We start from the raw sequence: 14,185 nt of genomic DNA, 5'->3' as shown, positions 1-14,185 counted from the left end.
GAAGCGGCCATGACGATGCGTTAAACGCTCGCCACCGCATAATCGGCCACGACGTGCCGTCCCGCCCGGGGACGGCAGCCGCCCGAGGGGATTGGGAACAGCAGACATGGACCAGATCAGGATCAGGGGCGGCAATGCGCTCAACGGCGTCATTCCGATTTCCGGAGCCAAGAATGCGAGCTTGCCGCTGATGATCGCGAGCCTGCTCACCGACGACACGCTGACGCTGGAAAACGTGCCGCATCTGGCCGATGTGGAATCGCTGATCCGCATCCTGTCGAACCATGGCGTCGATTATTCCGTAACCGGCCGCCGCCAGGCGGAGGCGTCGGATTACGCGCGGACCGTGCATTTCACGGCGCGCAACATCGTCGATATCACCGCGCCCTACGAACTCGTCTCCAAGATGCGGGCCAGCTTCTGGGTGATCGGGCCGCTTCTGGCGCGCATGGGCGAGGCGCGGGTTTCGCTGCCGGGCGGCTGCGCCATCGGCACGCGCCCTGTCGATCTCTTCATCGATTCGCTGGAGGCGCTTGGCGCCGATATCGAGATCGAGAACGGCTATGTCCACGCCAAGGCGAAGAACGGCCTGATCGGCGCGCGCTACCGGTTCCCGAAGGTTTCGGTCGGCGCAACGCATGTGGCGCTGATGGCGGCATCGCTCGCCAAGGGCGACACGATCATCGAAAACCCGGCCCGCGAGCCGGAAGTCGTCAATCTGGCCGATTGCCTGAACGCGATGGGCGCGAAGATCGAGGGTGCGGGAACCGATGAAATCCGCATCACCGGCGTCACTTCGCTGTCGGGCGCGCGCCACCGCGTGATCCCGGACCGTATCGAGACCGGCACCTATGCGATGGCGGTCGGCATGACCGGCGGCGACGTGGTGCTGAAAGGCGCGCGGGCGGACCTTCTGGAAAGCGCGCTGGACGCCTTGCGCAAGGCAGGCATCGAGATCACGGACACGGAAGAGGGCGTCCGCGTCTATCGCAACGGCAACGGGCTGATGCCGGTCAATGTGCGCACCGATCCCTATCCGGGCTTCCCGACGGACCTTCAGGCGCAGCTCATGGGGCTGATGACCATGGCCAACGGCACCTCCCACATCACCGAGACGATTTTCGAGAACCGTTTCATGCATGTGCAGGAACTGGCCCGTCTCGGCGCGGATATTTCGCTCGACGGCCAGACCGCGACGATCCGCGGCGTGCCGGTGCTCAAGGGCGCTCCGGTCATGGCGACCGACCTGCGGGCCTCGGTGTCGCTGGTGATCGCCGGGCTTGCTGCGCAGGGCGAAACGACGGTCAATCGCGTCTACCATCTCGACAGGGGTTTCGAGCGGCTGGAAGCCAAGCTGCAGGCCTGCGGCGCGGATATCGACCGCATTTCGAGCTGACGGACGCCACAAGGCGAGAAACGCCTGTCCGGTCCGGTTGCGTTGCACCATGGAAAGCCGTATCAGCACTGCGATATGGCGGCGCGCGCCTGTTGAAAAACCCTGGTTGCAAGGACGATGGACCGGCTCAGACTGATGGCCCTGGATGCGGAAGACCTCGCCGTCGTTTCGGCGCAGGTTCAGGATTCCGTGACGAAATTCGAAGCACTGGACTATCGGCCCCGCGAAAAGCGGTTCACGCTGGTCGTCAACCGTTTCGCGTGGGATGCGGCAGGACGGCAATCGGGCGGCAAGGACAGCTATGAACGCCGCCAGTCGGTGCTGTCGTTTGCGCGTGTCCTGAAAGTCCGCACATCCGGCATAAAGCGGAATGACCCCGACCAGGTGCTGTCGCTGCTGGCCATCCAATTCGCCGAAACCGACGCGCCGGCCGGAACCATCGAACTCGTCTTCGCGGACGGCCCGCTGATCCAGCTCGACGTCGAATGCGTCGAGGCGCAACTCGAGGACCTCGGCGCCGCATGGGAGACGCGTTTCAAACCGCGCCATCCCGCGAACTGACCCGGCGGAGAACCAAAGTGCCGCTCTTTCTCAAATCAGGCGACCCGGATTTCGAATCCCGTTTCAAGGCGCTTCTCGCAACCAAGCGGGAAGTGTCCGAAGACGTCGATGCGACCGTTCGCGCCATCCTGGACGACGTTCGCGCGCGCGGCGACGCGGCTGTCATCGAATACACCGCCAAGTTCGACCGGCTCGATCTGACTGAGACGTCGATGCGAGTCGGCGAGGATGAGATTTCGGCGGCGCTTGAGTTGGCCGATCCCTCGGTGGTCGAGGCGCTGCGTCTGGCGCGCGACCGCATCCGTTCGCATCACGAGCGCCAGATGCCGAAGGACGATGTCTATGTCGATCCGATCGGCGTGAAGCTCGGCTCGCGCTGGACTGCTGTGGAGGCCGTCGGCCTCTATGTGCCGGGCGGTACGGCGTCTTATCCGAGTTCCGTACTGATGAACGCCATTCCGGCGGTTGTCGCGGGGGTGGAGCGCATCGCGATGGTGGTGCCGTCGCCGAACGGCACGCTCAACCCGCTTGTTCTGGTCGCCGCGCATCTGGCCGGGGTGAGCGAGATCTATCGTATTGGCGGAGCGCAGGCCGTGGCCGCGCTCGCCTATGGCACGGAAACGATCGCGCCGGTGGCGAAGATCGTCGGGCCGGGCAACGCCTTTGTCGCTGCCGCCAAACGGCGGGTTTTTGGCACGGTCGGCATCGACATGATCGCCGGGCCGTCGGAAGTGCTTGTCATGGCCGATGGCGAGAACGATCCGGACTGGATCGCCGCCGACCTTCTGGCGCAGGCCGAACACGACACCTCGGCGCAGTCGATCCTGATCACGGACGACGCGGATTTCGGCACGCGGGTGGCCGAGGCCGTGGACAACCAGTTGAAGACCCTGCCGCGTGCTGAGACGGCGGCGGCGAGCTGGCGCGATTTCGGCGCGGTGATCGAAGTCGACCGGATCGACGGCGACACGGCCTTCTCCATTGCCAACCGGATCGCGCCGGAGCATCTCGAACTGGCTTTCGAGACAGCGGAAGCCGCGGTCGACAAGGTGCGCAACGCAGGCGCGATCTTCATCGGACGCTACACGCCGGAGGTCATCGGAGACTATGTCGGCGGATCGAACCACGTCCTGCCGACGGCCCGCTCGGCGCGGTTCTCGTCCGGGCTTTCGGTTCTGGATTTCGTCAAGCGGACCTCGTTGCTGCAACTGGGTCCTGACCAGTTGCGCGAACTGGCGCCGGCTGCGATCGCGTTGGCCGAAGCCGAGGGGCTGGACGCGCATGGCCGCTCGGTCTCCATCCGGCTCAATCTCTGAGGATCGTGTTGCAGCGATGGCGAGCGACGAAACATTCGGGTCAAATTCGCGACTGGTCGATGTCGTCCTCGACGAATCGATCGGACGGTCGACGCCGGATGTCGAGCATGAGCGCGCCGTCGCGATCTTCGACCTGCTGGAGGAAAACAGGTTCCAGCCGGTCGGTGACGAGACCGGCGGTCCCTACAAGCTTTCGCTCTCGATCATGGAAGGGCGCCTGGTCTTCGACGTGACGCGCGAGGACGGCGACAAAGTCGCGACGCATATTCTTGCGCTTGGTCCGTTCCGGCGGATCATCAAGGATTATTACATGATCTGCGACAGCTATTACGAGGCGATCAAGATGTCGACGCCGGGGCAGATCGAGACGATCGACATGGCGCGGCGCGGCGTTCACAACGACGGATCGCAGACGCTGATGGACCGCCTGGCCGGCAAGCTGGACATGGATTTCGATACGGCGCGGCGGCTTTTCACCCTCGTCTGCGTGCTGCACTGGCGCGGATAGGCGCGGAACCACCGGGGTTTGCGGGCATTAAACGGTTGTCGGTTTCCGATCGACACGATAAGAGATGGCCGAACAACAGGCTGCGCCCGAACGCCAGCCTTTTTTGCATTGGAAGAAAAGAGACCGAATGGCGAAAGAAGAAGTTCTTGAATTTCCCGGCGTGGTGACGGAATTGCTGCCGAATGCCACGTTCCGCGTGAAACTGGAAAACGAACACGAAATCATTGCCCACACGGCTGGCAAGATGCGCAAGAACCGCATCCGCGTGCTCGCCGGCGACAAGGTCCTCGTCGAAATGACACCCTACGACCTGACCAAGGGCCGTATCACCTATCGTTTCAAGTAACGTCCGTCCGGCGCCCGCGCGCGGCAAGACCGGCGGCGTTGCGGAACAGGGTATTCCGAGACCATGAGCGTGCAACAGAAACTTGTTCTGGCATCGGGATCGCCTCGGCGGGTCGAACTGCTGAACCAGGCGGGCATCGAGCCCGACCGGCTTCTGCCGACCAATATCGACGAAACGCCGCTCAAGTCGGAACATCCGCGATCGTTGGCGCGCCGCCTGAGCCGCACGAAGGCCGAAAAGGCGTTCGAGCACCTGCGCGAAAATGACAGCCACCACGACTGTTTCGTGCTTGCCGCCGACACGGTTGTGGCGGTCGGCCGGCTGATCCTGCCGAAAGCGGAACTGGCCGAAGACGCGCGTCAGTGTCTTCGCCTGCTCTCCGGCCGAAACCACAAGGTCTATACCGGGCTCTGCCTGATCACGCCGAAAGGCAAGATCCGCCAGAAGATCGTCGAGACGCGGGTGCGCTTCAAGCGGCTCTCCTCTGAGGAGCGCGAGGCCTACCAGTCGTCGGGCGAATGGCGCGACAAGGCGGGCGGATACGCCATTCAGGGCCTTGCCGGGACTTTCGTTGTGCGGCTCGTCGGCTCCTACACCAATGTTGTCGGCCTGCCGCTCTACGAGACCTCCGCCCTGCTTGGCGGAGAAGGCTACAAGCTGCATCTGCGCTGGCAGCAGAGCGGGGCCTGACCGAGCGATGAGTGCCAAGATCGAACCGCTCCGGCCAAAGCGCAAATGCCCGGAATGCGGCAAGGAATCGAAGCGCGAGACCTATCCCTTCTGCTCGCAGCGCTGCAAGGATATCGACCTCAACCGTTGGCTGTCGGGCGCCTATGCGATCCCGGTGACCGAGGCCGAGGACAATCTCGACGACGAATGACGCGCGGCGCGATCGCGCCGGATTCCGGCGCGGATTGTGGCGGAGGGCTATCCCGAAGGGCTACACTGGCCCCGGGAGGTTCGCCATGAATCACGATGACGACAATCCGGCCACATTCGCCTCACCGCCCTGCATGGCGCATGAACTGGCGGAAGGGTATGACGGCGGCTTCACTCCGGTCGATGCGGAACAGCGCCGGGACGTCGCGCGCTGGCGCAAGTCGGAACGGGAACGGCTGATCGCGGCGCGGCTTGCGTGTTCGGCGGATGAGCGGCGGCAATGGTCCGCGACCATCGCCGAGCGCGTGGCGGAACTCGCCGGAGATTTTTCCGGCCGTATCGTCAGCTTCTACTGGCCGTTTCGCGGCGAACCGGATCTGCGGCCGCTGATGGATCGCGTCCGGACGCAAGGCGGCGAGGCCGCTCTTCCCGTCGTGATCGCCAAGGGACAACCGCTCGTCTTCCGAAGCTGGAAGCCAGGCGAGGCACTGGAAAAGGGTGTCTGGAACATCCCGGTTCCGAATGCGGGACGTGAGGTCGTGCCGGATATCGTGCTCGCGCCGGTCGTCGGTTTCGATGACGACCTGTTTCGCCTCGGCTATGGAGGCGGCTTCTTCGACCGCACATTTGCCGCGATGGCGCGAAAGCCGCTGGCGATCGGTGTCGGCTACGCCTGCGCGCGCATCGCAACCATCTTTCCGCAACCGCATGACGTTCCGATGGATGCGATCGTCACGCCCGAGGGCGTGCGCATGCCGAAAGCGGGCTGACAGGCGGGCGCAGTTGACGCGCTGCTCAAGAAGGTGTGATTCCCGCGCCGGAACATGTGAAACCGGCCCCAGAAGCCGCGTGATATAGCAAGCATATGCCAATCATGCCGTGAGGAGGCACAGTTGCCCGCATATCGTTTCCCCGTTCCGCCGGCGTCCGAGATCACGCCAAAACATGCCATTCTCAACCGCCGCGCCTTCATGGCCGGCGCGGCCGGTCTGGCCGTTGCCGCAGCCGGCGCTCCTGTCCGGGCACAGGCGGGAGAGATGCTGAAGACCGTCGCCGGTCCGTTTTCGACCGACGAGACGCCCAATTCGCTCGACGACATTTCGGGCTACTGCAATTTCTACGAATTCGGCACCGGCAAGGGCGACCCGGCGAAATATGCGGACAAGCTGACGACGCGCCCGTGGACGATCGAGGTCGGCGGGATGGTCAACAATCCCGGCGCGATCGATATCGAGGACCTGCTGACGCAATATACGCTGGAAGACCGCATCTACCGGCTGCGCTGCGTCGAGGCGTGGTCGATGGTGGTGCCCTGGGTCGGCATTCCGCTTTCCAGCGTGCTGGAGAAATTCGACGTGCAGGGAAGCGCGAAATATGTCGCGTTCGAGACCCTGGTGCGGCCGGAGGAAATGCGCGGGCAAAGCTCCACCTTCCCGATCCTGCCATGGCCCTATGTCGAGGGTTTGCGCCTTGACGAGGCGATGCATCCCCTGACGATCCTTGCGGTGGGCCTGCATGGCGAGGTGCTGCCGAACCAGAACGGCGCGCCGGTGCGGCTGGTCGTGCCGTGGAAATACGGCTTCAAGAGCATCAAGTCGATCGTCTCGATCAAGTTCACCGAGGAGGAGCCGCCGGCGACCTGGAACCTCCAGAATCCGCGCGAATACGGCTTCTACTCCAATGTGAACCCGACCGTGGACCATCCGCGCTGGAGCCAGGCAAGCGAACGCCGCATCGGCGGTGGCCTGTTTTCCTCGCGCATCGAGACGCAGATGTTCAACGGCTATGGCGAACAGGTTGCGTCGCTCTATGACGGCATGGACTTGAAGAAATACTTCTGACCCGATGGCGCAATCGAAACTCTGGACCGCGGCGCCCGAATGGGCCGTCTATCCGCTCGGCCTCCTGCCGGCCGTCGATCTTTTCGTGCGGGCATTTTCCAATGCGCTCGGCGCGGACCCGCTGCGCGTGCTCGAAAACGGGCTCGGCGAGTGGGCGCTGCGCTTCCTGATCCTCGGCCTCGCGGTGACGCCATTGCTGCGCTTCGGACGGATCAATCTGGTCAAGTACCGCCGCGCCTTCGGTCTCGTCGCCTTCATCTATGTGGTGCTGCATCTCTCGGTCTATCTGGCGCTCGACAAGCAGTTCTTCTGGAGCGAGATCGGCAAGGACATCATCAAGCGGCCCTATATCACCATCGGCATGGCTGCCTTCCTGATGTTGGTGCCGCTCGCGGCGACGTCGAACCGCTTCTCGATCCGCAAGCTCGGTTCCATGGGCTGGCGCAAGCTGCACCGGCTTGTCTATCCGGCCGTGCTCGCAGGCGCGTTGCATTACCTTCTGCTGGTCAAGGCATGGCCGCCGGAACCGATCATCTATCTGGCCATCGTCGTCGCGTTGCTCGCCGTGCGGCGGATCAAGCCGGCGCGCCGGGCAAGACAGGCTGCGTAGACGGTCGCGCCTTGCCAAGCGCCGCTTTCGCCAATAGACGGGGCGGACCAGCCGGCCGGACGGCCGCGCCCGACCAATGCCGAAAGGCGGCGGGCGAGGAAAGTCCGGGCTCCATGGAGACACGGTGCCGGATAACGTCCGGCGGGGGCGACCCTAGGGAAAGTGCCACAGAAAGCAAACCGCCCCGTCTGCCTTTTTCGCCGTAACCGGGCGCAAAAACAGGCGGGGCAAGGGTGAAAGGGTGGGGTAAGAGCCCACCGCATGGCTGGTGACAGGCATGGCATGGCAAACCCCACCGGGAGCAAGACCGAATAGGGATGGCACAGGGCTTCGGCCCGGCTCTGTTTCCGGAGCGCCGTCCGGGTAGGTTGCTTGAGGCGGACAGCAATGTCCGTCCCAGAGGAATGGCCGTCACGGCTCACGCCGTACAGAACCCGGCTTACAGGCCGGCTGGTATTTTACTTCGGCGTCGGAGCATCCTCACGCGGAGCGGTCCCCGGCGGACAGGGAATATGGCGTTGCAGACCGCGCTGCCGATAGCGCCGATGTCCACCACTCCAGTCGGTTAAGCATGACAGCGAACGCCTGATCCGCCATTTCTCCGTCCGCGAGTTCGCCGGTCTCGCTCATGCGCTGGAACGGCATTGCCATGCTGACGGTGTCGCGCAATGTCACCGCATGCAATTCGGCGAACACCAGCCTGAGGGCTTCGACCGACCGAAGACCACCGGAAACCCCGCCATAGGAAACAAACGCGACAGGCTTTGCTTCCCACTCGGTCTTCCCGGCATCTATCAGCGATTTCACTGCCGCGGGGAAGCTGTGATTGTACTCGGCGGCGATAACGACAAAAGCCTCGCAGGCTTCGAGCGTGAGCTTCAGCCGCGACATGTCCTCGGCTTGCATGTCGCCATGCCACAGCGTGACCCGGTATTCGAGCGGATCGATGATCTCAATCTCGAACCGACCGTCCGCATCAAGGCGTTTTCTGACCCATGCGAGCATCTTGTCGGCGAAACGTCCCTCGCGTGCGGAGGACACGATTACGCCCAGCTTGGGCCTGTCGGTCATGCTCGGTCTCCCGTTTGCGGGAGATTGGCCATGATGTACTCAACGGCCCAACCGACGCCGCCACCATGCGCCAGCGTGATCGGATACATTCGCTGATATTCCGGCGCGGTGTTGTCAGGGCACCATTCGGCGGCTGTCGCGAACCAGGTCATCGGTACCGCGCCGGCCTGGATCATCCGCTGGCAGGCCCGTTCATGCGCCTCCGGGCTCAAGCCGCCGGAGGCGTCCGACACGAAAAAGACCTCATAGCCGGCCGCAAGTGCGGAGATCGCAGTCTGCGCCAGGCAGACCTCGGTCCAGAGACCGGCCATAACAAGTTTCTTGCGTCCGGTTTTCTCCACTGCGGACACAAATGCCGGGTCTGACCACGCATTCGTATTGGTCCTGTCGATTGGCAGCGTGTCCGGCCAAAGCGCGCCGATGCCCTGCAGCAGCGGGTCCCTCAACGGACCGTTTTCGCCGTTTATCGTCGTCAGGATTGTCGGTATTTCCAGGGCCTTGGCCGCCTTCGCCAAGGCGAGGACATTGTTGGTGAGGTGCTCTGGGCTGATCGAATTTATCGGAAACGCCACCCAGGGTTGATGGTCGATGAGACACAAGGCGCTGTTTTGGGGCGTAAGGGTGTTGATTGAGTGCATGACAATAACTCCACTTCGGTTTCGGCGAAAAATCCGGATAGTTCGGGAATGAGAAATTGAGGTGCTTCCGCAGCAGGAAGGTGGCCCGCTCATTGACTGTTGAGTGGAAGATGCCATCCTGAATTCCGAATTCCATAGGCTAATATTGAAGTCACAATCCGGAAATCCGGCCAATGTACCGCAATCTCAATCATCTGGTGACCTTCGCCGCCTTGGCGGAAACCGGCAGTTTCGCGGGCGCGGCGAGGCGGCTGAACCTGCCATCTTCCACCGTTAGCGAGCACATCGCGGCTTTGGAAAAAAATCTCGGGCTCCAGCTTGTCGTGCGCAACACGCGCAAGAGCCGTTTGACCGAGAGCGGCCGACGTCTGGCTGTCGACGCTTCGCGGATGGTCGCAGTGGTGGAAGAAGCGATGGCGGCGATAGACACCGACCGGGAACACCCGCAAGGCAAACTGCGGATCAGCCTGCCATTTGCTTTCGCCGCCGAACTGATCGGCCCGGCCGTTGGCCGTTTCGCGCGCCGCCACCCGGGTATCGAACTGGAATTCGTCGTCTCAAACGATGTGCAGGACCTGATCGCCGGCGGTTTCGACATGGCCGTCCGGATCGGAAAATTAACGGACAGCAGCCTCGTTCGCCGCTCGCTGGGGGTCGAGCCGCAATTGCTTGTCGCTGCCCGCAGTTATCTCGAAACAAAGGGAAGCCCTGACAGCCTCGAGACTCTGGGCGCCCATTGCTTCGTCGGATACCCAAAGCATCAAACCCGAAGGTTTGACGGGCCGGACGGGGCCGTTGCCCTCCAGGTCGAGTGCCGAATAGTCGCCAATGATCCAAAGACAATACATGCCATTGTTCTTGGCGGCGGCGGAATTGCCCTGCTGCCTCGGTTTCTCGTCGAAGGCGGACTGGCCGATGGCAGCCTTGAGATCGTTCTGCCTGCCTATCGCGCCGAAGCGGTCGAGATGTCGATCGTCCATTACGGTCCTTCGTCCGCAAATCCCCGCGTCGAGCTTTTCGCGGCTTTCGTCCAGTCAGAAATCGCCGCGCGGGGACGGCGGGCGCTGACGGATTGATCTTCTCCGATACGGAAGACAGCGGGGAGGCCGGCTTCACGCGCTTCAGACATTTCAACCGTTCCTTAAGGTTAATCCCAGCATAATGACCAATGCCCGCATTGCGCGCGCAATTGGCTGCGAATGCGGAATGTGTCCCTTGATCCCATTGATTCCCAAGTTGACCCATGTTATCCCATAAGCACAAATTTCGAGCCGGGCAGGAACGCCTTCCTCACCAGGAATTGCACGCCGCTCGCAAGGGGCGGGCGAAACGGGGACTGTCGTCTCCGGCAGCGCCATTTGCCCTTTACACGGCACTTCTGGACGGTCGGCGCGAGGTCAAACCGCCTTGCGCGGCTCGGTGAACGGAAAGTCTTTGTCGATGGCTTTGGGACGGGCCTTCAGCGGGACGGAAGCGGCGGGTGTTTCGCGTGGACCGGTTTCTGTCAAATGCAGTGAACAGGGTGGACTCCAAGGGGCGCGTCTCCGTGCCCGCCCTGTTTCGCACGGTTCTGCAGCGGCGTGGCTTGGGGGAGCTTTACGCACTGCAGGCCATCGACATGCCGGCGATCGACACCGGCGGAACAGACCTGCTGGAACGCTACGAGGAGCGGCTGGCGCAGGACGATCCGTTTCTGCGCTCATCCGACGACATGTCGATCTTCTTTCACGGGGATGGCGCGTTCCTGAAACCCGACGGGGAGGGCCGGATCAGCGTGACGGACTTCATTCGCGAGCATACCGGGATCACGGACGAGGTCGCCTTCGTGGGACGCGGACATTTCTTCCAGATGTGGAAGCCGGAAACCTTCCGCGCGTATCGCGAGGAAGTGCGGGCACGGCTGCGCGCGCAGCGCGAGGCGCAGGCTTGACCGCCGAGGCGCCTCATATTCCTGTCATGCTCGACGAGGTCGTCGCCGCGCTGGCGCCGGCCGACGGCGAACATATTATCGACGGCACGTTCGGTGCGGGCGGCTATTCCCGCGCACTGCTTGACCGTGGCGCGCGCGTCACCGGTTTCGACCGGGACCCGGACGTCATCCGGGACGCGGCCGCGATGCTTGGCGAGTACGAAGGGCGGCTGGAGCTGATCCACGCGCCGTTCTCGCAGATGGGCGAACATTTCGCCGCGGCGAGCGTCGATGGCGTCGTGCTCGATATCGGCGTTTCCTCCATGCAGATCGACCAGGCGGAGCGCGGCTTTTCCTTCCGGAAGGACGGGCCGCTCGACATGCGCATGGCGCAGTCGGGTGTGAGCGCGGCCGACGTAGTCAACACATTCGCGGTTTCCGACCTGATCCGGATTGTCGGCATTCTTGGCGAGGAACGCCATGCCAGCCGCGTGGCGCGCGCCATCGAACGGGAGCGGGAGGCCGGCCCGATCGAGACGACGGCGCATCTCGCAAGAATTGTCGAAAAGGCGGTCGGTCGCGGACCGAAGGACAAGATCCATCCGGCGACGCGGACGTTCCAGGGATTGCGCATCTTCGTCAATGACGAACTCGGCGAACTCGGGCGTGCGCTGTTTGCGGCGGAAGGCATTCTGAAGCCGGGCGGACGGCTTGCGGTCGTCACTTTCCACTCGCTGGAAGACCGCATCGTAAAGCGCTTCTTCCAGGAGCGGACGGGCGGCTCCGGCGGATCGCGCCACATGCCCGAAGTCTCGGCGAAACCGGAAACGTTCCGCGTCGCGGGCCGGGCGATGGTCAAGGCGTCGGAGACCGAGGCGGAGCGCAACCCGCGGGCCCGCTCGGCGAAACTGCGCGCCGGCATTCGCACGGATGCGCCGGCTCCGATGGCAGACATGGCGCTGTTCGCCCTGCCCAACCTTCCCTGGCCTTCGGGCGAAAGCGAGACACGGAGACGGACATCATGATGCGGATCGTCAACATCGTTCTCGTGGTGGTGATGCTGGGCGCGGCGACGTGGACCTATGCGGTCAAGCACAGCGCCGAACGCAATGTCGCGCAGATCGAGGAACTGGAGCGGCGGATCACGCTGGAACAGGAGACGATCGACCTGCTGGAGGCGGACTGGGCCTATCTGAGCCAGCCCTCGCGGCTGAAAAAGCTTTCTGACCTCTATGCCGAGGAACTGCAGCTCCTGCAGACCCAGCCGCGGCAGATCGTGCATCCCCAGGAACTTCCGGCGGCCCCGGAAATACCGGCAGGCGACGGAATCGCCGACATCATCGCGGGCGAGATGCCCGACACGATGACGACCGGCAGCGTGGGGGGCAACTGACATGGCGTTATCGCTTGCCGGCCTGAAGCCGCGTCCCAGGGACAGCGCCGCGCAGGTGCGCTCGCGCACCGGGATCGCGATCGCGTGTTTCCTCGCCGTCTACGGCGCGATCGGCGCGCGGCTGGTGCAGTACGGGCTGGCGGATGTGGAGAGCGGGCGTCACTACGCGGTGACGGACCGCAGCCTCGCCTCGCGCCCGGACATCGTCGACGTCAATGGCGACGTTCTGGCGACGGATATCCATGTCGCCTCGCTGTTTGGCGAGCCGCGCCGCATCGTCGATGCGGACGAGGCCGTCGAAGCGCTGTCGTCGGTGCTGCCCGACGTGGATTACCGCGATTGGCATCGCAAATTGTCGTCGGGCGCGGGTTTCGTATGGCTGCGCCGGGAACTGACGCCGCGCCAGCAGGCCGATGTGCTGGCGCTCGGTATCCCCGGCCTCGGCTTCCGCACCGAGAAACGCCGTTTTTATCCGGGCGGGCCGCTGGCCTCGCATATTCTCGGTCTCGTCAATATCGACAATGCGGGGATCGCGGGGCTCGAGAAATATGTCGATGACCAGGGTCTCGGCACAATGCAGGATCTCGGCCTCGACATCACGACGGATCTGCCGCCGGTCAAGCTCTCGCTGGATGCGCGTGTGCAATATGCGGTGCGCGACGAGCTGAACCAGGCGCTCGAACGCTATCAGGCGATCGCGGCCGGCGCGGTGGTGCTCAATGCACGCACCGGCGAGGTGGTGGCGATGGCGTCGCTGCCGGATTACGACCCGAACAATCCCTACAACGCGCTCGACAAGGACCGGCTGAACCGCATGTCGGGCGGCGTGTTCGAGATGGGATCGACCTTCAAGAGCTTCACGACCGCCATGGCGCTGGACACCGGCGTGGTGAATATCGACTCGCGGGTCGACACAAGGCCGTTCCGGGTCAGCGGCTATACGATCAAGGAATTCCACAACAAGGGCAGCTCGCTGACCGTGCCCGAAATCTTCAAATATTCGTCGAATGTCGGCTCGGCGCGCGAGGCCGACATGGTTGGCATCGAGGGGCACAGGGAATTCCTGACACGGCTCGGCCTGTTGAGCCGACTCGAAACCGAACTGCCGGAAGTCGCGACGCCGACCCAGCCGAATGAATGGAAGAAGATCAACTCGATGACGATCTCCTTCGGCCACGGCGTCGCCACGACGCCGCTCAACACGGCCGTGGCTGCGGCCGCGCTGATGAATGGCGGCTGGCTCATCCCGCCGACTTTCCTGCCGCGCAGCGAGGAGCAGGCGGCCGCGATCGCCAAGCGCGTGATCTCGGAGCAGACGAGCCGGTACATGCGCGAGCTTTACGATCTCAACGGCGCGCACGGCTCGGGCCGGCAGGCGCTGGTGGAAGGCTATGGAGTTGGCGGCAAGACCGGTACGGCGGAGAAGGTCATCAACGGCCGCTATGTCGGCAACAAGCGGTTCAACGCCTATCTCGCCTCCTTCCCCATCAACGATCCGAAATATGTCGTGCTGGTGGTGGTGGACGAGCCGAAACCCGTGCCAGGTTCCGGGCAAGGGGCGACGGCGGCGTCTAACGCGGCACCGACCGCCGGCGCGATTATTCGCCGTTCCGCACCGCTTCTCGGCATCACGCCGGAATTCGGCGATGGCAAAGACGCCTTGCTCGTGTCGTATTGACGTTTAAACAGGCAAGGGAAACGAATCGGGGAAGATCAG

General features: G+C 63.5%; 17 protein-coding genes and 1 other RNA gene. 16 read left to right on the top strand and 2 right to left on the bottom strand.

Annotation, left to right across the window (positions count from 1 at the left end):
- Positions 1 to 106: 106 nt before the first annotated feature.
- The 11 genes from murA to rnpB all read left to right on the top strand — a co-directional run bounded on the left by murA (position 107) and on the right by rnpB (position 7,915).
- A complete protein-coding gene (gene murA, locus LC343_RS03605; RefSeq protein WP_223475722.1) occupies positions 107 to 1,396 on the top strand; it encodes a UDP-N-acetylglucosamine 1-carboxyvinyltransferase in 1,290 nt (429 codons plus the stop codon).
- 117 nt (positions 1,397 to 1,513) lie between these two features.
- Entirely contained in the window at positions 1,514 to 1,957 is a 444-nt protein-coding gene (locus LC343_RS03600; RefSeq protein ID WP_223475721.1) for a DUF2948 family protein, read from the top strand.
- 17 nt (positions 1,958 to 1,974) lie between these two features.
- On the top strand, positions 1,975 to 3,273 hold the full coding sequence (hisD, locus tag LC343_RS03595) for a histidinol dehydrogenase (RefSeq protein ID WP_223475720.1): 1,299 nt from the start codon (positions 1,975 to 1,977) through the stop codon (positions 3,271 to 3,273).
- Between the two features lie 16 nt (positions 3,274 to 3,289).
- The gene (locus LC343_RS03590) at positions 3,290 to 3,781 is read left to right on the top strand and encodes a UPF0262 family protein (RefSeq protein ID WP_223475719.1); all 492 of its coding nucleotides are present in this window, start codon (positions 3,290 to 3,292) and stop codon (positions 3,779 to 3,781) included.
- Between the two features lie 127 nt (positions 3,782 to 3,908).
- Positions 3,909 to 4,127: a translation initiation factor IF-1 gene (gene infA / locus LC343_RS03585; protein ID WP_131567658.1), complete on the top strand. Its 219-nt coding sequence runs from the start codon at positions 3,909 to 3,911 to the stop codon at positions 4,125 to 4,127.
- Positions 4,128 to 4,190: 63 nt separating this feature from the next.
- Entirely contained in the window at positions 4,191 to 4,817 is a 627-nt protein-coding gene (locus tag LC343_RS03580) for a Maf-like protein (protein ID WP_223475718.1), read from the top strand.
- Between the two features lie 7 nt (positions 4,818 to 4,824).
- Complete coding sequence (gene yacG / locus LC343_RS03575) at positions 4,825 to 5,007, top strand: DNA gyrase inhibitor YacG (protein WP_223475717.1); 183 nt, start codon at positions 4,825 to 4,827, stop codon at positions 5,005 to 5,007.
- 85 nt (positions 5,008 to 5,092) lie between these two features.
- The gene (locus tag LC343_RS03570) at positions 5,093 to 5,776 is read left to right on the top strand and encodes a 5-formyltetrahydrofolate cyclo-ligase (protein WP_223475716.1); all 684 of its coding nucleotides are present in this window, start codon (positions 5,093 to 5,095) and stop codon (positions 5,774 to 5,776) included.
- Positions 5,777 to 5,899: 123 nt separating this feature from the next.
- Positions 5,900 to 6,847 (top strand): protein-methionine-sulfoxide reductase catalytic subunit MsrP, encoded by a 948-nt coding sequence (gene msrP, locus LC343_RS03565; RefSeq protein ID WP_223475715.1) that lies wholly within the window; start codon positions 5,900 to 5,902, stop codon positions 6,845 to 6,847.
- 4 nt (positions 6,848 to 6,851) lie between these two features.
- Complete coding sequence (msrQ, locus tag LC343_RS03560) at positions 6,852 to 7,457, top strand: protein-methionine-sulfoxide reductase heme-binding subunit MsrQ (RefSeq protein ID WP_223475714.1); 606 nt, start codon at positions 6,852 to 6,854, stop codon at positions 7,455 to 7,457.
- A gap of 47 nt (positions 7,458 to 7,504) precedes the next feature.
- An RNA gene (gene rnpB / locus LC343_RS03555) (RNase P RNA component class A) lies at positions 7,505 to 7,915 on the top strand.
- Between the two features lie 22 nt (positions 7,916 to 7,937).
- Here the strand turns inward: rnpB and LC343_RS03550 are convergent.
- Together LC343_RS03550 and LC343_RS03545 are read right to left on the bottom strand one after the other, a co-directional pair.
- Entirely contained in the window at positions 7,938 to 8,528 is a 591-nt protein-coding gene (locus LC343_RS03550; RefSeq protein WP_223475713.1) for an NADPH-dependent FMN reductase, read from the bottom strand.
- Positions 8,525 to 9,166: an isochorismatase family protein gene (locus LC343_RS03545; protein ID WP_223475712.1), complete on the bottom strand. Its 642-nt coding sequence runs from the start codon at positions 9,164 to 9,166 to the stop codon at positions 8,525 to 8,527. Before LC343_RS03545 ends, LC343_RS03550 begins: the two co-directional genes overlap by 4 nt.
- A gap of 173 nt (positions 9,167 to 9,339) precedes the next feature.
- On the opposite strand from LC343_RS03545, the gene LC343_RS03540 reads away from it, so the two are divergent.
- The 5 genes from LC343_RS03540 to LC343_RS03520 all read left to right on the top strand — a co-directional run bounded on the left by LC343_RS03540 (position 9,340) and on the right by LC343_RS03520 (position 14,146).
- Positions 9,340 to 10,242, top strand: coding sequence for a LysR family transcriptional regulator (locus LC343_RS03540; RefSeq protein WP_223475711.1), 903 nt, complete (start codon positions 9,340 to 9,342; stop codon positions 10,240 to 10,242).
- Between the two features lie 413 nt (positions 10,243 to 10,655).
- Positions 10,656 to 11,096 carry a division/cell wall cluster transcriptional repressor MraZ gene (gene mraZ, locus LC343_RS03535; protein ID WP_223475710.1) on the top strand — a complete coding sequence of 147 codons (441 nt, stop codon included), beginning with the start codon at positions 10,656 to 10,658 and terminating at the stop codon, positions 11,094 to 11,096.
- Between the two features lie 26 nt (positions 11,097 to 11,122).
- Positions 11,123 to 12,100: a 16S rRNA (cytosine(1402)-N(4))-methyltransferase RsmH gene (rsmH, locus tag LC343_RS03530; protein WP_238484164.1), complete on the top strand. Its 978-nt coding sequence runs from the start codon at positions 11,123 to 11,125 to the stop codon at positions 12,098 to 12,100.
- On the top strand, positions 12,097 to 12,468 hold the full coding sequence (ftsL, locus tag LC343_RS03525; RefSeq protein WP_223475708.1) for a cell division protein FtsL: 372 nt from the start codon (positions 12,097 to 12,099) through the stop codon (positions 12,466 to 12,468). Before rsmH ends, ftsL begins: the two co-directional genes overlap by 4 nt.
- Position 12,469: 1 nt before the next feature.
- Entirely contained in the window at positions 12,470 to 14,146 is a 1,677-nt protein-coding gene (locus LC343_RS03520; protein ID WP_223475707.1) for a peptidoglycan D,D-transpeptidase FtsI family protein, read from the top strand.
- Positions 14,147 to 14,185: the final 39 nt, after the last annotated feature.

Source organism: Oricola indica, from assembly GCF_019966595.1.
GTDB lineage: Bacteria > Pseudomonadota > Alphaproteobacteria > Rhizobiales > Rhizobiaceae > Oricola > Oricola indica.
Note: the sequence above shows the minus strand (reverse complement) of the source record. Positions and strands in the feature narration are given on the sequence as shown.